Genomic DNA, 16566 nt, shown 5'->3' on the forward strand with positions numbered 1-16566 from the left:
CGCCATAAGAAAAGGGGCCGGAGGTCATATCGACCCCCGGCCCCTTTTCTGTGCCGCTTGAGAGCCGCTTAGTACTCTTCAGGCTCTTCCGGCGTGTCGGCGGTATGCGTCGGACCGGCATCGCGCTGGCCGCGGGCCAGCTTGAACACCACGCCGCTGAGCAGCGCCAGCGCCAGCAGGTTGGGCAGCACCATGGTGGCATTGGAAATGTCGCCAAGACGCCAGACCAGCTCGCTCGGCTGCGCGGCGCCGATGAAGATCACCACGCACCACAGGACGCGCCAGGCCATATGCAGCTTCTTCTCGCCCTCGCGCGTCGATCCCTTCATCCGGTCGTACAGGAAGGTGATCGCGCGTTCGCCGTAATAGCTCCACGTCAGCAGTGTGGTGAAGACGAACAGGATCAGCGCAATCGAGGCAATCAGCGTGCCGATCGGGACCGCTGCAATCTCGACCGGGAACGCCGCCGCAAAGGCGCCGCTGGTCATTTCGAAACCGACCCGGTCCGACTGCCATGCATGCGCCACCGCTTCACCGCCCGCAGTGAAATCGCCGCGTACGGTTAGGATCACCAGCGCGGTCATGGTGCAGATCACGATGGTGTCGATGAACGTGCCGAGCATGGCCATGCGGCCCTGCTGTTCGGGATCGTTGGTCTGTGCGACCGCATGGGCGATCGGGGTCGAACCCTGGCCCGCCTCGTTCGAGAACAGCCCGCGTGCAACGCCTGCGCGGATCGCCATGATGATCGCCGCGCCGGTAAAGCCGCCGACTGCGCTCTGCGGGTTGAAGGCACCGTGGAAGATCAGCGCGAAGGTTTCGCCCAGATCGCTGAAGTTCAGGATCAGCGCGATCACAGCCATGACGATATAGGCTGCCGCCATGAACGGGATCACGCTTTCGGCCACCTTGCCGATCGACTTGATGCCGCCGATGATGACGATGAAGACCAGTCCCGCGGTCAGCAGGCCGCCCAGCCATTCGGGCATGCCGAACAATTCGTTCATCCCGTCGGCCATGGCATTGGCCTGGATCGAATTGCCCGTCACCAGCGCGCTGAACAGCGTGCCGAGGCAGAAGACCACTGCGAGCCAGGTGAACCGGGGGCCGAGACCCATCATGATGTAGCTCATCGGGCCGCCGCGATAGACGCCGTCGCTGGTCTTTTCGCGATAGCGGATCGCCAGCGAACCTTCGGCGAAGGCCAGCGCCATGCCGAATAATGCAGTGATCCACATCCAGAAGATCGCGCCCGGTCCGCCCAGCGCGATGGCCGTGGCGACGCCCGCGAGGTTACCGGTGCCAACCTGGCCCGACAGCGCGGTCGAGAGCGCGGCGAAGGGCGAAATCTCGCCCGCACCGCTGCCCTTGCGTCCGGCGAACAGGCCCTTGATCGCGCTGCCCAGCCGGACGATCGGATAAAAGCGCAGTCCGACCATGAACCACAGGCCCACCCCAAGCAGGATGATCGCCAGCGGCGGGAAGGGAATCACCGCCTCGCCGTTCCACGTCCCGCCCCAGATGAAATCGGATATGTTGGTGACCGGCTGGATTAGCCGCTCGCCCAGACTCGGAGCCTGGCCAGTTGCCATGTCGATTATTCCCCTCATGCGTCCCGGAATTGGAAAGCGCGCAGGCTAGTCGCGCTGCGGTCGCTTGCAAAGGGGGAGAATGGGGCACGTCCCCGGCTTGCCTTTTGCGCCGCGCGGGACTAGATGCAGCGCCGTCTTCCGACATTGGGATCGATAAAAGCCCCTCCCGGACTTGAACCGGGGCGGCGAAAGACCCTACCTGAAAGGGACGTGGCGGAAGGCGGCACGATTTTTACGCGAGAGACGTGAGCATGGCAGACGAGAAGAAGACCAGTCCGGCGGAATTCCTCCGGCAGGTGCAGGCCGAAGGGCGCAAGGTCGTATGGCCGACGCGCGAGGAAACGGTACGCACGGCTATCTTCGTGTTCATCATGATGGTCATCCTCTCGCTTTTCTTCCTCGGCGTCGATTCGCTGTTCAGTGCCGTGGTGCGCTGGCTGCTGACGCTCGCCTGATCCGCATTTCGACAGGGTAACGAGAACACATGGCACGCTGGTACATCATCCACGCCTATTCCGGCTTCGAGAACAAGGTCCGCGACGCGATTATCGCCGAGGCCGAACGCCTTGGTCTGTCCGAGGGCGTCGAGGAGGTCGAGGTTCCGACCGAGACCGTCACCGAGATCAAGCGCGGCAAGAAGGTGCAGATCGAACGCAAGTTCATGCCCGGCTACGTGCTGGCCAAGCTGAACATGACCGACGATGTCTATCACCTGGTCAAGAACACGCCCAAGGTGACCGGCTTCCTCGGTAACAACAACAAGCCGCAGCCGATCTCCGAAAAGGAAGCGGCGCGCTATTTCGGCGGAGTCGAGGAAGCGCGTTCGGCACCGAAGAAGGAAATCAGCGTCGATTACGAAATCGGCGACCAGGTCAAGGTGCTCGACGGCCCCTTCGCCAGCTTCAACGGCCTTGTCGAGGAACTCGATTTCGACAAGCAGAAGGTCAAGGTTTCGGTCTCGATCTTCGGTCGTGCGACGCCGGTCGAACTCGATTTCGAACAGGTCGAACTGGTCAAGTAAGACGCTCTTTGCCCGCTCAGGTGCGGGCAAATTTCCCGGCGATGAAATCCATGACGGGTTCCGGCTGGTCGAACAGCAGGAAGCTGCCCGCATCGGCGATGATGCGCGGTTCGGGTAGCCCGAAGCGCTGCGCTGTCAGCCGTGCGAATTGCGGGGAAATGTTCGCGTCGTCATCGCCCTGCAGCAGTTCGATCGGGACCGCCGCGTCCTTCAGCAGTGGCGACCATTCGACGGACCAGTTGAGCATGGTGTCGATCGGGCCCTTGGTTCCGGATTGCAACATATAGGCAGCGGCGCGGCGCATTCCCCGCACTGTTTCGGGAGCCTGGAAGGCGCGCAACTCGCGCGGGCACCCCTCGTAGAAATCCTCGACGAAGCGATAGAACTCGCCAGTGCCCATGCTCGCCAGCATTGCGCGCATATGGACTTTCGCGAATGTCGGAGCGCTGCGGCTGATGCGGAAATGTATCCGCTGGCGTCTCGACAGGAAATCGTAGTCGGACGATCCGATCAGCGGCAGGAATGCCCCCACTCCGACAGCCGCGATCAACCGGTCGGGACAGCTGGCTGCCAGCCCCGCGAGCCATGGCATCCCGGCCTGCGCTGCCATGCCGACTACCCTCTCGATACCGAGATGATCGAGAAATGCGGGAATGCGACGCGCGAATTCACGCGGCGACCCGCGCCCGTGTGCCTTGCCGGTGGTCGCCCCGTGAAACGGGCGCCAGGGTGCAATGATGCGCAGTTTCGCACGGCGCGCGGCAGCCTGCGCACCGCTGCTCAGGAACAGGCCTTCGAGGGGGTGGCAATAGAGAACCGGCTGGCCGTTGGGGTCGCCGAACTCCTCCCATGCGATGGTATTGCCATCGGTCTGGGTGAAAATATTCCCGCACTGGTAACTTTCAGCCGCGTCCTCGTCGCCGGGCGGATCGAGCGAATGGACGAAGCCTGCATAGAGCAGGAGCAGGTCCGCTTGCGAATTGATCGCCAGTTTTCGCTGCAATGCTTTCAGCTGGTTGCGCGCCGTGCCCACCGCTCGCCCCCGCTGCTCGGCGAACTCCCTCAAGCTGCCGCCCTTGACCAGGTGACCGGTCAGCGCGAGTTCGGTCTTGGTCAGGCCAAGCGCCTCGCGGAAAACCTCGCCGACCTTTTCGGTCCATCGCAGCCGTACCGCGTGAAGCGCGATCCCGGTCGTGTCTTCGGTCGCTATCGGCCAGGCGCGAAACCAGCGTCCGTTTTCGTCCTCGGGAGAGGTGAACAGCCGCAGGAACAGGCGCGGGTTCTCCCGCTTGCCCGCGACGAGGGACCGCAGACGTGTGCGATCGCGCTTGTCGCTGACGGGGTCGAGCAGCCATTCGGGAATGCCGTCCCCGATATGGACGGAACCGTTCGGGAACAGGCGCTGGTTGCAGGAAACGACGGTTAGATTGGTATCGAGTTCGAGGTCGCATTCCACGGCCTGTTCGCGCCGGGTCGTGAGCCCGCTGTAGTCGGTGTCTTGCAGCGGATACATCTTGTCGAAAATCGCAAAGGCGTTCTCGAAATGCAGCTCGGTCGCCTCTTCGAACCCGGCGAGCTCGGTATCCGCTTCGACCATCTCCGAGAGCAGGGGGACAAAGCCTTCGGGGTTCGCGATGGCTGCATAGGCCTTCGCGACAACCTCGTTCAGCTGTGCATTCCTGTCGTCGCTGCCCATCGCGCCCCTCCCCCGGCAGGGTCATAGAGGGCAATCGCGCTGAAACAAGGCCGCGGTGCAGCTTGGTCGAGATGATGCGGGCGGGGCGGCGCAATGCCTCCCCACCCGCATCGCCGTCTGTCCTCGTGCGCGGGTCGCGAGCGCATGGAGGACCGACGGATTTAACCGGGCTGGATGCTCGAGATCGCCATGGGACGTGAGCAGAGCCTTTCCAAACCCGGGATGCCTCAGCGCGAGCTGGCGCTTCTGCGATAGGCGAAGGCGACGACGCTCTTGCCCGACGCCTCGTTGTAATACTGGCAATAGAAGTCGGTGCCCTTGTCCGTGTGCAGATTGGGCATGTTGAAGCCGAGCATATGCATGCCGCGCCGTTCCAGATCCGCATCCCACGCCCCCGAACGGCTCGAATTGCTGCCCGAAGCGGTCGGCGTGTAACCCAGCGAATTGCCGGTGTGCAGCATGACGTCCTTGCCCGAGACATTGCTCCAGCTGGGCAATGCCGAGGGGTTGGCGTTCTGCCCGGTGGCCATATCGACGCACTGCATTCTCCAGCCGCCCTTCATGGCCGCCCATTGCTTGGCGGGGACCTCGATATACAGCACGTCGCCGCTGCCCATGCTGGGCATGAAGCAGCCGTTGCTGGCGTTGACCGGCTCGCGGTCGATCACGCCGCTGCGCGACTCCTGCGAGAGACCTTTCTGGAAAGTGTAATCGCCCCATTTGCCAATGAAGGCATTGTCGATCGGCAACCCGGCACATTGAGTGAGCGAAGCGTATTTGGCAGGCACCGGACCTGCGCGGCCCCCGCCGCCGGTCGCGGTGGCGACGGTGCGGCCGCCCACAGCCGCACCGAGCAGGCTGCGGCCATTGGTGCGCTGCGCATTATCGACCGTATCGACGACGTCTCTGGCATCCTCTGCGGTCTTCTCGACCTTCTTGACGGCCTTCTTGAGCTTGTCGAACGGGCCGGCTTCGGCCGGAACAGCGGCCAGACCGACCGCAGCAATGGTCAGCGAGGCTGCTGTAATCAAAAGATGTTTCATGGAGCACGATCCACTGGTTGACTGGTTCGTGCCGACTAGCGGGGACGGGAGCGGGCGATAATGTCCCATATGGGCCAAACGGTCGCGATTAATGCGGTCCCGCTGGCCGCCGGAGCCCTGCCCGGACGATCCGGGCAGGGCTGGCGTGGTTCAGAAGGTTTGGCTCAGCGAGACCGAAGCGCGCCAATCCTCGGGCAGTTGGATGCCGTTGAGGTCCTGGTAGAGCGGCACACCGACTTCCATCCCGATCTGCGGACGATGACGCCCGCCCACGGGTAGTGCGATGTTTGCCCCGAAGCCGGCCAGCACCCTGTCGCCGCCATAATTGGCCTGGATGTCGGACGGGGTGCGGTGGTTGTGGGGGCCGTTGTAATGGCCGAGGATCTGCCCCTCGTGCTCCCACGTCAGGCGGCTCGTCAGGCTGAATCCGCTATCGACCAGATAGCTGACCCAGCCACTCGCCTGCGCCTTGTCGCCGAAGGCAAAGCCGCTTTCATTTGCATCGTCGGTGCGCCAGCGATAGCTCGCCTGCGCGCCATAGCCGATCATGCCCGACTGGCCGGTGACGGTCAGCGCCGGTTCGATGTCCCATGTCCCGCTGCCCGACTGCATCATGTAATGGACGAAGGTGCCATCCGCGTTCTTGCGGTCGACCTTGCCCGTCGGGGCCCAGACGCCCAGCGTCGCATGCGCCTTGAACCCCGGCGTGTTGGCGAGGCGGTAGCTCACCGAAACCAGCGTATCGCCAAAACCCTGCGTCGAATGGGTCATGCTCTGGCCGAAGGCCATTCCGTGATGGCCATGGTCCATATCGCCCATGTCCATGCCGTCCATCGGCATGCCGGTGTTGCTCGGATCGATCCCGACCATGGTCATTTCGTGCCGCATCCAGTGCGGCATGAGCATGAAGGTGAGCGTGTCGTTGGGGGCGTACATCAGGTCGAGCATGACCATATCCATGCTCATTTTGCTCGCCGCAACGGTGTACCCCGCAGCAAGTACCTCGGCATCGGACACGGTATCGGTGCCCGACTGGTTGGCGCCCGAATAGCTGTTGCGGGTGTAGCGCAGCCCGATCATGAACTCGCCCCCGTCGTGGGTATGGCCGTTCATCAGCCCGGCGGCGGGATAGACCGCCACCGGCGTGACGACGATCGGTTCTTCCGCTGCGGGCGGGCCTTCGGGAGCCTCCTGGGCATAGGCGGGATAGGCGGCGAGGAGCGGCAGCGACGCCAGGACGGCGCGCGCAAAAGCGTGTTTCATTGTGTATTCCTGTCGTGAAATGGGGTTTGCCGAGATTGCGGCGCTCCCCAAGGCGACGGGAAACGCCGGTCAGACGACGACAGGAGGTCCGCGACCGGGCGGCAGCAGGAACGCGGTGCGCTGAAGCAGCAGCGCCGCGAGGACGGCGACGGGTTGCTGTTCCACCGGCGGCGCGGCGACGAGCGCGAGGTCTGCGGGTGCCAGCGGCGCATCGCCCGCGAAACCGGCAAACAGGCAGGTCCCGCTTTGATGCGCGGCGCTGTCGTCGGGCGTATGGTCGCGGTCGAGCGGGATGGTGACCACCATCGAGGAATTGCACATCTTGGCCACGATCACGTCGCTGCCGCTGGCCGTATCGGGCATCCACCCGGCGGGCACCAGCGCGCGCAGGAACAGCGTTGCCGCCAGCAACAGCCATATCGCCCTGGTTGAACGCACGCCTTCCATGGCCCGCGCCTTTAAGCGCGCTGCGGCGACGGTGCAATGATGGTTTCGCGGCTTAGCTGCACGCGGTCGATCGGTCCGCCCGCAAACGCGATGCGATCGTGGTGGTGCGCAGGACCAGCGAAGTGGCTTTGCATTTCTTCAACTGGAAACGTACCTTGCGGTCCTTGAAATCGAGCGACACCCGGCGGAAGTTCTCCATCAGATCGGTGCCCAGCAGCAACGAGGGTTTGTCCTCCAGTCCGAAGACCTCGAACGGCGGAATATCCGCAAAGGCGATCGGCACATTGCGCAGCATGATCGGACCCAGCTTCATCTCTTTCACCAGCATGAAGTCGATTTCCATTTCCTTGCCGGTAACGCCAAAGACCTTGATCTTGCTGAAATTGCCCGCGCGTTTCAGCGCCAGCCTATCCCGCAATGCGCGGTTGCCGATGGTGATTTCCGACCCGGTATCGACCACGGCCTCGACCGTCTGCCGCCCGACCTTGACGGCCGTCAGGATCAGTTGGCCGCGCTGGAGGCGGCCACGCACCACGATCACGCCGTCCATTACCGGTTCGGGGGTGAAGCCATCGTCCACGCTGATATGACGTTTCTCGAAATCGAGCAGCAGACGTTGTTCGACCAGCGCGTCGAGCCCGATCATCCCGTCTCCGCCAAGATCGCGCTCATCCAGCACCGGTAGTTCGAGATCGGTCGTCGCCGTCGGGCCAAGCACGATTTCATCGACCAATACGCGGTCGACGAGCTTGCTCTCGGTCACCCCGTGCAGCATCGCCGGGGACCCGGCAGGCATGGCCAGCCGCCCGGCAAGCCTTTCGCCCACCACCGAGCTGTCCGCCCCGCTGTCGACGACGAATTTGTGCGGGCCCGTACCATTGACCATGACATCCACGGTCATCCGGCTGCGCAGCTTGCGCGCGCCGATTTCCTCGCCGCCGATCGCCAGCGTTTCGTCGAACTCGGCAGATGGCAGTTCGGGCATGCGAACGGTTGCCGCTGACGGGTCCTGGGCGGAGGAAGCGGACGCCATGCTCAGCAGCGCGGCAAGAGCGATCGAGGTCAGAGCTTTGCTCATGATCCGTAGCCATAGACGATAACGCCGCGCCGCGCGAACGCAGGTCGATCAGGGGCGCACCTCGCCCGACCGGCGCGCCGGGTTCTGCGTCTAATCGTCGTCGAAATTCTCGTCGACGAGCCGCGCGGCGAGCGCGGCCGCTTCGGTATCGGCAGGATCGGCGAGCACGGCGGATGCAGGCGCCTCAAGGCGGTATTCGAGCATGCCATCCGCAAGCGTACGCACCGCGGTTCCGCGCAGCACCCGCGGGACGATCCGCGTCAGCAGAGTAGTCCCGAACCCGCCCTGTTCGGCAGAGGGTTCGGCGGCTGTGCCACCACCGGGGAGGTTTTCGCGCCAGGTGAACGTGAACAACTGACCTTCGTCGCGATCCTCGACCGTCCAGGCAATCGCCACGCGGGCGTCGGGGTCCTGCGAGAAGCTGTATTTCTGCGCATTGGTAGCCAGCTCGTGGATCGCAAGCGAGATCTGTTGCGCGGCTTCGCTGATGATCTGGGTGGACGGACCCTGGATGTCGATCCGCTCGCCATAGGTCAGCAGGACGGGTTCGAGCTGCAGTTTCACGATCGTCGCAAGGTCGCCCGAATAATTGTCGTCCCCGCGGATCACAGTGGAGGTGGCGCGGGCCAGCGAATGGATGCGGCCCAGCAGCGTGTCGACGAATTCGTCGGTCTTCTCGTGTCCGCGCGCGGTCTGCCGGGTGAGCGAGGTGACGACCGAGAGCAGATTGGCGCTGCGGTGCACCGCCTCGCGTGCCTGGACGGCGAGATTGGCATTGGCCACACGCAATTCCTCGGTCCGTTCGGCGACGAGTTCCTCCAGCTTGGCCAGCGTCTCGTTATGCGCGTCGGCCTCCGCCTCGAGCTTGGTGTTGGCTTCGGCCAGCTGCGCGGGCGAGGGCAGTGCCGCCAGCGTCGGGATCAGCCGGAACAGGACCACCGCGGTTGCCGCCGACACGAGGCCCGTCGCCAGCTTGAGCATTCCGACCCAGGGATAGATCGGATACCACAGCGTGACGATACCCACCAGATGCGTGAGTCCGCACAGCAGGATGAAGCTCGCGAACAGCACCACGAGACCGGAGAAGGGAATATCTTCGCGCTTGCGCAACACCGTCAGCAGCGCGAAGGGAATGGCGGTATAGGACAGGAAGATCAGCAGGTCGCTGCCGGCCCACAATGCCACCAGCCAGGGTTGCCACAGCAGGCACATGCCATGCGGCATATATTGCCAGATTTCGATGAAGTTCTGCATGTGCGCTCCACTTGCGGGAACTTGTGGTAGCATGGTGGGCGGCCCGCGATAGCAGGGCACCTCCCTTATACCCGCTCTTGAAGGCCCCGCGAGCGGGCGAATCGCTTGCATTCGGAGGCCAGATCGCTATGTGCGCGCCTTCCCAGGTCATCCTCGGGATACCCGTGCGGGAGGTTCGCCAAAGCGGACCGCTGGACCGCTTACCATGAGCCACGGTTCGAAAGTGCCGTGGCAACAGTGAGAAAGGAGGCCATTCATGGCCAAGAAGATCGACGGCTATATCAAGCTGCAGGTGCCTGCCGGCACCGCCAATCCCTCGCCGCCCATCGGCCCTGCGCTGGGTCAGCGCGGCGTGAACATCATGGAATTCTGTAAAGCCTTCAATGCCGCGACCGACGGCTTGGAAAAGGGCATGCCGATTCCGACCACGATCACGGTTTATGCCGACCGTTCGTTCAGCTTCACCACCAAGAGCCCGCCGGCCAGCTTCCTGATCAAGAAGGCCGCCAAGCTCAAGTCGGGCTCGAAAGAGCCGGGCAAGGTTTCTGCCGGGTCGATCAAGCGTTCGGCGCTGACCGAAATCGCCGAGCAGAAGATGAAGGACCTGAACGCGAACGACATCGAACAGGCCACCAAGATCATCGAAGGCAGTGCGCGTTCGATGGGCCTCGACGTGGTGGAGGGCTAAGACCATGGCAAAGCAGACCAAGAAGCAGCAGACTGTCGCCAAGCTCGACAGCGAGAAGCTCTACAGTGTGGACGAGGCCATCGCCACGCTGCGCGAACACAAGGCGAAGTTCGACGAAACCGTCGAAGTCGCGATGAACCTCGGCGTCGATCCGCGCCACGCCGACCAGATGGTCCGCGGCATGGTGTCGCTTCCGAGCGGTACCGGCAAGGACGTCAAGGTTGCCGTCTTCGCCAAGGGCGACAATGCCGAGAAGGCTACTGCCGCCGGAGCCGACAAGGTCGGTGCCGAAGACCTCATGGAAGACATGCAGAACGGCAATCTCGATTATGACCGCGTGATCGCCACGCCGGACATGATGGGTGTCGTCGGCCGCCTCGGTAAGCTGCTGGGCCCCAAGGGCCTGATGCCGAACCCGAAGCTGGGCACCGTCACCCCGAACGTGGAACAGGCCGTGAAGGACGCCAAGGGCGGCCAGGTCGAATTCCGCGTCGAGAAGATGGGCATCATCCACTCGGGCATCGGCAAGCTTTCGTTCAAGGACGAAGACCTGAAGGCGAACTTCAAGGCCATCACCGATGCGATCGTCAAGGCGAAGCCGTCGGGGTCCAAGGGCAAGTATGTCCAGAAGGTCACGCTGACTTCGTCGATGGGTCCCGGCCTCAAGGTCGACCTCGCCGAAGTCGAAGGCGCCTGACGCTTTTACGGACGTAGCGGCGGCGCGGGAACGCGGCGCTTTCTACGCCCGAATGCATTTCTGAAGGGCCGGCGGGTGCAAACCTGCCGGCCCTTTTGCATGGGCGAACGGAAAGATCGCCGTGCTGGGGCGTTGATGGGGCAAGATACGCAGGAGAATTTCCATGGAAGCCATCCTTCCCATCGCCACCGTCCTTGGCCCGATCGTCCTTCTCGCAGCGTTGGTCTATGCTTGGCTGCGCAATCGCAAGGCGCCGAAATCGGTCGACCGTGCTGCCGAACGCGGCGCGCGTGAATTACGCGAGGAAGTGGCCGAACGTCCGCAGAAGAATATCGACCTTTAACGCAGGAGCCGCCGCAGCGCGGTCTCCGCGCCGGTTTGCTGCGCGACCCGTTTGCCCGTCGCCACCGTCCGGTCGAACGCCTGCAGGCCGGCAAGCAGCATCCGGTTGATCCAGCTCGGGCGCAGCATCAGGAAACTGGCGCAGCGGATACTGTCGGTACGAAACAGTGCCTTGTGCGCGCCTTCGCCCTCGGTGAAATCGAAATAGCGAAAGCGGTTTTCGGCAAACAGGCTTTCGAGCGCCGCCAGTTGCAGCACGGTGCCGGGTGACAGGCCGGCATGGTCGGGATCGTAGCCAAGATGGGCATAGACCAGCGTGTCGCGCTCGATCGGCAGATAGAGATACGCGGCCGGCTCTCCATCGAGGAACAACAGGAAGGCGCGCACGCGATCCTGCCAGGCGAGCTCGCGCATTTCCGCGCGGGCGGTTTCGCTTTCGGGCAGGCCCGCATCGAGCAGCCGCGCCTGGTAGGTGCGCTGCGACAGCGGCAGCGCCAGGCGGACGAACTCGTCCATCTCGTCGGGCGATTGATAAGTGCGCAGGTCGAGCACGCCGCCCGAGGCTTCTTCGAACTTGCGCCGCTTGCGCCGCAGCGTGTTCCGGGTCTTGCCCGAGAACCGCGCGAGATAATCGTCATAGCCGCGCGCCATGTCGATATAGCTGCGCGCATACTCCTCGCGTCCGCCGATCAGGAAACCCGGCATCGCCTCACGTAGCCGCGCTTCGCCTGCGGGCGGGGCGGACAATACGCGCAGGCCTTCGACACTGTTGAGCGACGGCACCGCCGGGGTCCGCTCGGAGAGGATATCCCTGAGCGAAAAGGCCAGCGTGGCGACATCGCGTTCGACCGTCAGCAGGCGACGCGAACCGACGAAGAAGGGAATTCGGTAGGGGGGCATCGAACCGTCGCTCACGAGGCCCCGTACAACGCATTGGAGGCCAATTGTTCGGCGACGCGCGCGGCGCTGCGGATTTCGCTGTGCGGCATGCCCGCCGCGCCGGTGCCATCGCCGATTTGCGGCGGGCGGCTGGTGAAGGTGGCGCCATGCGCGCCGGGCGTCATGGCAACTGTCTCGCAGAATCTGGCAAACCGGCCGCGCACGATCGCATTGGCGCGCGTGCGGTCGCGGCTCATCAGTTCGAAGCTGTGGCTGACGATATTGAACATCGCCACGCCCTCACGCACGCAGAAGCGCAGCGCGGCGGCCATTTCCCAATGCGATAGCGCGGTGATCTGCGCATGGCGCTGCCCGCTGAAGCTGCGGATCGACCCGACCGGCACCTCGATCGTCCCTTCGCGGCGTACTACCTCGCGGTCGGCTGGGGTCAGGCCGATGCGGCAGTCCGACCCGGCAATGCCCGGCACATGGCTGCTGTCGTAGCGGATGCCGGTCCGTTGCAGCGCGCGCAGTGTCGCATCGTCGGCGCCGTAATTCCCCGCGCGAAAGGCAGTGGGGGCAGGCGCGCCCGCCAGCATCAGGTATTCGCGGCCCAGTTCGAGCAGTTCGACCTGCTCGTCCTCGGTGAAATCGTGCAGGTTCCGCCCCGTGCGGCCGTTCAGCGGATTGGCGTCCCCGGCGATTTCCAGCCATTCCGGATGAAGATGCAATTGCACCTCGTGACCCCGCGCAAGGATCGGCTCGACCACCGCGGCAATCGCCTTGATGCCCCAGACCAGCGCGGGCATCGGATCGACGAAGAACACGCCCTTGATCCCATGCGTATCCATCACCTCCATCTGGTGCTGGATACCCACCGCGCCATCCGCGGTGCGGCCGGCGATCGACCGGGCGTAGACCTCCTCGCGCGCATCCAGCCCCAGCTGGATGGCCAGCCCCGCCGAATACTCGGTATCGATGGTGATGTAGACCGCGGTCATCGGCGATACCCTAGCATGCACCCGGCAGTAGCGCGATGACCGTTCGGTCCGGTCAGATGCCGCCGGGGGTGAAGTCGAACCCGGCGGTGGCCAGCCCGTCGCACAGGCTGTCGACGCAGCTTTTCAGATCTTCCGCACTGGTCGAGCGGACCACGAAATTGGCGCCGACCCGGCCTTCGCGGAAAAACGGATAGCTGCCGATCTGGCAGTCCTGATGTGCCTTTTCGACCTGCCGCAGGATATCGGCGACCTCGCTTTCGGGGGTCCAGCAGCCGACCGTTTCGGACAGGAGCGGCGCGCCGCCCTCGAGCGTGCCGGTCAGCGCATCGAGCATGCCCGCGGTGATATGCGGCACCCCGGCCATCAGATGGATGTTGCCCAGCTTGATCCCCGGCGCGCCCGACATGCGGTTGGGGATCAGCTCGCCCCCTTCCGGAACCCGCGCCATGCGCAGCCGTGCTTCGGTCAGTTCCTTGTCGATGCTGGCGTAATAGCGCTCGAGCATCGCCTTCGCCTCGGGATGGACGACCACGGGGACACCCAGCGCCGCGGCCACCGCATCGACCGTGATGTCGTCATGCGTGGGGCCGATCCCGCCGGTGGTGAAGAGATAATCGTATCCTTCGCGCAGGGCATTCACCGCCTCGACGATCCGCTCGACCACATCGGGTACCACGCGGACCTCGGACAGGCGGATGCCCTGCACCTGCAGCCAGCTGGCGATCTGCGCGATGTTCTTGTCATGCGTGCGGCCCGACAGTATCTCGTCGCCGATCACGACAAGGCCTGCAGTGTAGATGCGTTCGGTCATGACGGCTGGCGTAACGCGGTTGGCAGGCGAAAGCTACTCCGCAGCTTCGAGCTGCTCGTCGGCGCCGCGGGCATTGGCCCCGTGACGGCGAAACTCGAGCAAGCCGTCGTCGACCGGATCGTCTTTCATGCGCTTGCGATCGCTGACATATTCCTGGTTGAGCCGCCAGGGATAGGCCACCGCGTTGCGCGGCATGATTGCCTTGCTGCGCTGGATATAGCCCGAGGAGAAATCGAAGATGTCGTCCTCCTCGATCGCGGCCTCGGCCTGCTCAGTGAGGATCGGCTCGGTCACGTCGACACCGCGCTTCCTGCTGGTGTTCAGTACGCGGCAGACATAATCCGAATTGATATCCGCGCGCAGCGTCCAGCTGGCGTTGAGATAGCCGAACACCACTGCCAGATTGGGCACGTTCGAGAACATGCAGCCCTTGTAGTAGAAGTGCTTGGACAGATCGATCGGCTGGCCTTCCTTCGACAGCGCGATCTTGCCCGCGACCGCCAGCTTGAGACCGGTCGCGGTGACCACGATATCGGCGGGGATGAACTGGTCGTCGGTCAGCCGCACGCCGCCCTTTTCGAAGGCCTTGATATGCCCGGTAACGATATCGGCCTTGCCGCTCTTCAGCGCTTTGAAAAGGTCGTCGTCGGGGACCAGGCAAAGCCGCTGGTCCCACGGATTATAGGGCGGGGTGAAGGGCGCCAGGTCGCAATCCTCGCCGAGCGATTTGCGGATACGCTTGTGCAACGCCTCGCCCATCTTCTGCGGCTTGGTGCGCGCGCGCTTGAAGCCGATGTCCTGCAGCGTGATATTCTTCCACCGGGTGATCCGGTAGGCGACCTTCTCGGGCAGGATCTTGCGCAGGAAATTGGCCATCGCGTCCTTGGCCGGGCGGCTGAACATCCAGGTCGGCGTGCGCTGCAGCATCGTCACCTTGGCGGCCTTGTCGCTCATCGACGGAACGATGGTGACCGCGGTCGCGCCCGAACCGATCACGACGACATTCTTGCCGGTATAATCGAGGTCCTCGGGCCAGAACTGCGGATGGATCACCGTGCCTTCGAACTCGCCGAAATCAAAGCCCGGATCATAGGCCTCGTCGTAATCGTAATAGCCCGATCCGAGATACAGCCAGTTGGCGGTCAGATGCTTGCGTTCGCCTTCGCCGGTTTCCAGCGTGACATGCCAGCGCGCCTCGCTCTCGCGCCAGTCTGCGGCGATCACCTTGTGGCCGAAGCGGATGTGCTTGCGGATGTCGCGCTCGTCGACGATGTCGTCGAGATAATTGAGGATGGCAGGACCATCGGCGATCGACTTTTCGTGCTTCCACGGCTCGAAATCGAAGCCCAGCGTATGCATGTCGCTGTCCGAGCGGATACCGGGATAGCGGAACAGGTCCCAGGTCCCGCCTAAATTCTCGCGGCGTTCGACGATGACGAAGCCGTGGTCCGGCGCCTTTTCCTTCATATGCGCCGCCATGCCGATGCCGGAAATCCCCGCACCTACGATCATCACGTCGAAATCGGTCGCCGTATTCTTCATTGTTCTCTCCCAAGTGACGCGAACGTAACGCAGACTGGAGCGAAGCGCCAGCCTCAGTTGCAGCGCGCAACCTAACCGCGCGCAAAGACCATGCCGCTTGGCTCTCGCTTTCGGCCATGCGCTGCGGTAGGGCAGCCGCAAAGGGAGAGCCGTTAGAGCATGTCCAGTAGCGACAAGCCCGAGCTGCGGCGGGTTACATCGATCGATGTGGCCGAGCGGGCGGGAGTAAGCCAGTCAACTGTCAGCCGCGCGCTCGCGGGATCGGAGACGATTACCGAGGCGACCCGCAGCCGGGTCGAGCGCGCTGCCGCGGAACTTGGCTATCAGGTCAATGCCCGCGCTGCGGGGCTGCGCCGGGGCGAAACCGGGACCATCGCGATCGTCGTCATCGGCCGCGAGGGCGAGGGGCCGACCGCGATCAACCCGTTCTATTACAGCCTGCTGGGCAGCACCTGCGCCGCCGCCGCCGAGGCCGGCTATGAAGCGCTGGTGTCGTTCCAGGCCAAGCCCGAGCAATTCTTCGGCCACTACGTCGCACGGCGCCATGCCGATGGCGTTGTGGTCATCGGTACCGCGACGAATGAAGCCGCATGGGATTATTTCCGCAATTGCGCCGAAGAAGCGCCGCGCATGGCCTTCTGGGGATCGCCTTTCGACGACAGCGTCTGGGTCCGCTCGGACAATCGCGCGGGCGGGCAGTTGGCAGTCGAACGGCTGGTACAGGGCGGGGCGAAGGAAATCGTCTTCGTCGGCGATCCGACCTCTTCCCAGCGCCAGTTCCGCGAGCGGTACGAGGGTTATCGCAGCGCCATGGATGCCGCCGGCCTGACCCCGGGCGAAGCCGTGGTAAGCGCGGGCGAGGATCGTGTCGCGCAGGGCCGCAATGCCACTGCGCAGATGGTCGATAGCGGCGCGCGCTTCGACGGGCTGTTCTTCGCCTGCGATGCGATGGCGCTGGGCGCGCTCGAAGAACTCGCCGCGCGCGGGGTCGCAGTTCCCGACGACGTCGCCGTGATCGGCTTCGACGGGCTGGGCTCGGGCGCCTTCAGCGCGCCGCCGCTGACCACTGTCGAACCCGATTTCGCGCTGGCCGGCAGATTGCTGGTCGAAACCGCGCTTGCTTCCGAGGCGGAGCGTCCCGAGCGGCGCGTCGCGGTCCATCTTGTCGAGCGCGCCAGCGTGCGCTGACCTTGCCTGTTCCTGTGAGAGAGA

At 64.0% G+C, this 16566-nt stretch carries 17 protein-coding genes; 6 read left to right on the plus strand and 11 right to left on the minus strand.

Going from position 1 to position 16566, the window contains the following annotated elements; translation table 11 throughout:
* Positions 1 to 68 precede the first annotated feature (68 nt).
* On the minus strand, positions 69 to 1592 hold the full coding sequence (locus N6L26_RS00250) for an alanine/glycine:cation symporter family protein (protein WP_263606071.1): 1524 nt from the start codon (positions 1590 to 1592) through the stop codon (positions 69 to 71).
* A 251-nt stretch (positions 1593 to 1843) separates the two neighbouring features.
* Here N6L26_RS00250 and secE point away from each other — a divergent pair, with 251 nt between their 5' ends.
* Complete coding sequence (gene secE / locus N6L26_RS00255; protein ID WP_253523008.1) at positions 1844 to 2047, plus strand: preprotein translocase subunit SecE; 204 nt, start codon at positions 1844 to 1846, stop codon at positions 2045 to 2047.
* A gap of 29 nt (positions 2048 to 2076) precedes the next feature.
* A complete protein-coding gene (gene nusG / locus N6L26_RS00260; protein ID WP_253519255.1) occupies positions 2077 to 2613 on the plus strand; it encodes a transcription termination/antitermination protein NusG in 537 nt (178 codons plus the stop codon).
* A 16-nt stretch (positions 2614 to 2629) separates the two neighbouring features.
* Here nusG and N6L26_RS00265 read toward each other — a convergent pair whose 3' ends face one another.
* The 6 genes from N6L26_RS00265 to N6L26_RS00290 all read right to left on the minus strand — a co-directional run bounded on the left by N6L26_RS00265 (position 2630) and on the right by N6L26_RS00290 (position 9394).
* Positions 2630 to 4309, minus strand: a complete 1680-nt coding sequence (locus N6L26_RS00265; protein ID WP_263606072.1) for a hypothetical protein — start codon at positions 4307 to 4309, stop codon at positions 2630 to 2632.
* A gap of 227 nt (positions 4310 to 4536) precedes the next feature.
* Positions 4537 to 5352, minus strand: a complete 816-nt coding sequence (locus N6L26_RS00270) for a hypothetical protein (RefSeq protein ID WP_263606073.1) — start codon at positions 5350 to 5352, stop codon at positions 4537 to 4539.
* A 150-nt stretch (positions 5353 to 5502) separates the two neighbouring features.
* Positions 5503 to 6615, minus strand: coding sequence for a transporter (locus N6L26_RS00275; protein ID WP_263606074.1), 1113 nt, complete (start codon positions 6613 to 6615; stop codon positions 5503 to 5505).
* Positions 6616 to 6684: 69 nt separating this feature from the next.
* Positions 6685 to 7053 carry a hypothetical protein gene (locus N6L26_RS00280; RefSeq protein WP_263606075.1) on the minus strand — a complete coding sequence of 123 codons (369 nt, stop codon included), beginning with the start codon at positions 7051 to 7053 and terminating at the stop codon, positions 6685 to 6687.
* A 61-nt stretch (positions 7054 to 7114) separates the two neighbouring features.
* Positions 7115 to 8140, minus strand: coding sequence for a retroviral-like aspartic protease family protein (locus N6L26_RS00285; protein WP_263606076.1), 1026 nt, complete (start codon positions 8138 to 8140; stop codon positions 7115 to 7117).
* A 90-nt stretch (positions 8141 to 8230) separates the two neighbouring features.
* A complete protein-coding gene (locus N6L26_RS00290) occupies positions 8231 to 9394 on the minus strand; it encodes a sensor histidine kinase (protein ID WP_263606077.1) in 1164 nt (387 codons plus the stop codon).
* Between the two features lie 256 nt (positions 9395 to 9650).
* On the opposite strand from N6L26_RS00290, the gene rplK reads away from it, so the two are divergent.
* The 3 genes from rplK to N6L26_RS00305 all read left to right on the plus strand — a co-directional run bounded on the left by rplK (position 9651) and on the right by N6L26_RS00305 (position 11122).
* Positions 9651 to 10082, plus strand: a complete 432-nt coding sequence (rplK, locus tag N6L26_RS00295) for a 50S ribosomal protein L11 (protein WP_067462399.1) — start codon at positions 9651 to 9653, stop codon at positions 10080 to 10082.
* Between the two features lie 4 nt (positions 10083 to 10086).
* Entirely contained in the window at positions 10087 to 10779 is a 693-nt protein-coding gene (gene rplA, locus N6L26_RS00300) for a 50S ribosomal protein L1 (RefSeq protein ID WP_263606078.1), read from the plus strand.
* A gap of 163 nt (positions 10780 to 10942) precedes the next feature.
* On the plus strand, positions 10943 to 11122 hold the full coding sequence (locus tag N6L26_RS00305) for a hypothetical protein (RefSeq protein ID WP_263606079.1): 180 nt from the start codon (positions 10943 to 10945) through the stop codon (positions 11120 to 11122).
* On the opposite strand, the gene N6L26_RS00310 is transcribed toward N6L26_RS00305, so the two are convergent.
* The 4 genes from N6L26_RS00310 to N6L26_RS00325 are packed head-to-tail and all read right to left on the minus strand — an operon-like array spanning position 11119 to position 15354.
* Positions 11119 to 12021 (minus strand): GNAT family N-acetyltransferase, encoded by a 903-nt coding sequence (locus tag N6L26_RS00310; protein ID WP_263606080.1) that lies wholly within the window; start codon positions 12019 to 12021, stop codon positions 11119 to 11121. The two genes, N6L26_RS00305 and N6L26_RS00310, sit on opposite strands and share 4 nt — an antisense overlap.
* An 11-nt stretch (positions 12022 to 12032) precedes the next feature.
* Positions 12033 to 13001: a hypothetical protein gene (locus N6L26_RS00315; RefSeq protein ID WP_263606081.1), complete on the minus strand. Its 969-nt coding sequence runs from the start codon at positions 12999 to 13001 to the stop codon at positions 12033 to 12035.
* A 52-nt stretch (positions 13002 to 13053) separates the two neighbouring features.
* Positions 13054 to 13812: a competence/damage-inducible protein A gene (locus N6L26_RS00320; RefSeq protein ID WP_263606082.1), complete on the minus strand. Its 759-nt coding sequence runs from the start codon at positions 13810 to 13812 to the stop codon at positions 13054 to 13056.
* 33 nt (positions 13813 to 13845) lie between these two features.
* Positions 13846 to 15354, minus strand: coding sequence for a flavin-containing monooxygenase (locus N6L26_RS00325; protein ID WP_263606083.1), 1509 nt, complete (start codon positions 15352 to 15354; stop codon positions 13846 to 13848).
* Positions 15355 to 15513: 159 nt separating this feature from the next.
* Here N6L26_RS00325 and N6L26_RS00330 point away from each other — a divergent pair, with 159 nt between their 5' ends.
* Entirely contained in the window at positions 15514 to 16542 is a 1029-nt protein-coding gene (locus N6L26_RS00330; RefSeq protein WP_263606084.1) for a LacI family DNA-binding transcriptional regulator, read from the plus strand.
* The last annotated feature ends 24 nt before the right edge of the window (positions 16543 to 16566 follow it).

This window comes from Qipengyuania sp. SS22 (genome assembly GCF_025736935.1).
Lineage (GTDB): Bacteria > Pseudomonadota > Alphaproteobacteria > Sphingomonadales > Sphingomonadaceae > Qipengyuania.

Bases quoted from the DNA above. Each gene is read 5' to 3' on its own strand.
- N6L26_RS00250 (WP_263606071.1), bottom strand. From the start codon at position 1,592: ATGGCAACTGGCCAGGCTCCGAGTCTGGGCGAGCGGCTAATCCAGCCG.
- secE (WP_253523008.1), top strand. From the start codon at position 1,844: ATGGCAGACGAGAAGAAGACCAGTCCGGCGGAATTCCTCCGGCAGGTG.
- nusG (WP_253519255.1), top strand. From the start codon at position 2,077: ATGGCACGCTGGTACATCATCCACGCCTATTCCGGCTTCGAGAACAAG.
- N6L26_RS00265 (WP_263606072.1), bottom strand. From the start codon at position 4,309: ATGGGCAGCGACGACAGGAATGCACAGCTGAACGAGGTTGTCGCGAAG.
- N6L26_RS00270 (WP_263606073.1), bottom strand. From the start codon at position 5,352: ATGAAACATCTTTTGATTACAGCAGCCTCGCTGACCATTGCTGCGGTC.
- N6L26_RS00275 (WP_263606074.1), bottom strand. From the start codon at position 6,615: ATGAAACACGCTTTTGCGCGCGCCGTCCTGGCGTCGCTGCCGCTCCTC.
- N6L26_RS00285 (WP_263606076.1), bottom strand. From the start codon at position 8,140: ATGAGCAAAGCTCTGACCTCGATCGCTCTTGCCGCGCTGCTGAGCATG.
- N6L26_RS00290 (WP_263606077.1), bottom strand. From the start codon at position 9,394: ATGCAGAACTTCATCGAAATCTGGCAATATATGCCGCATGGCATGTGC.
- rplK (WP_067462399.1), top strand. From the start codon at position 9,651: ATGGCCAAGAAGATCGACGGCTATATCAAGCTGCAGGTGCCTGCCGGC.
- rplA (WP_263606078.1), top strand. From the start codon at position 10,087: ATGGCAAAGCAGACCAAGAAGCAGCAGACTGTCGCCAAGCTCGACAGC.
- N6L26_RS00305 (WP_263606079.1), top strand. From the start codon at position 10,943: ATGGAAGCCATCCTTCCCATCGCCACCGTCCTTGGCCCGATCGTCCTT.
- N6L26_RS00310 (WP_263606080.1), bottom strand. From the start codon at position 12,021: ATGCCCCCCTACCGAATTCCCTTCTTCGTCGGTTCGCGTCGCCTGCTG.
- N6L26_RS00315 (WP_263606081.1), bottom strand. From the start codon at position 13,001: ATGACCGCGGTCTACATCACCATCGATACCGAGTATTCGGCGGGGCTG.
- N6L26_RS00320 (WP_263606082.1), bottom strand. From the start codon at position 13,812: ATGACCGAACGCATCTACACTGCAGGCCTTGTCGTGATCGGCGACGAG.
- N6L26_RS00325 (WP_263606083.1), bottom strand. From the start codon at position 15,354: ATGAAGAATACGGCGACCGATTTCGACGTGATGATCGTAGGTGCGGGG.
- N6L26_RS00330 (WP_263606084.1), top strand. From the start codon at position 15,514: ATGTCCAGTAGCGACAAGCCCGAGCTGCGGCGGGTTACATCGATCGAT.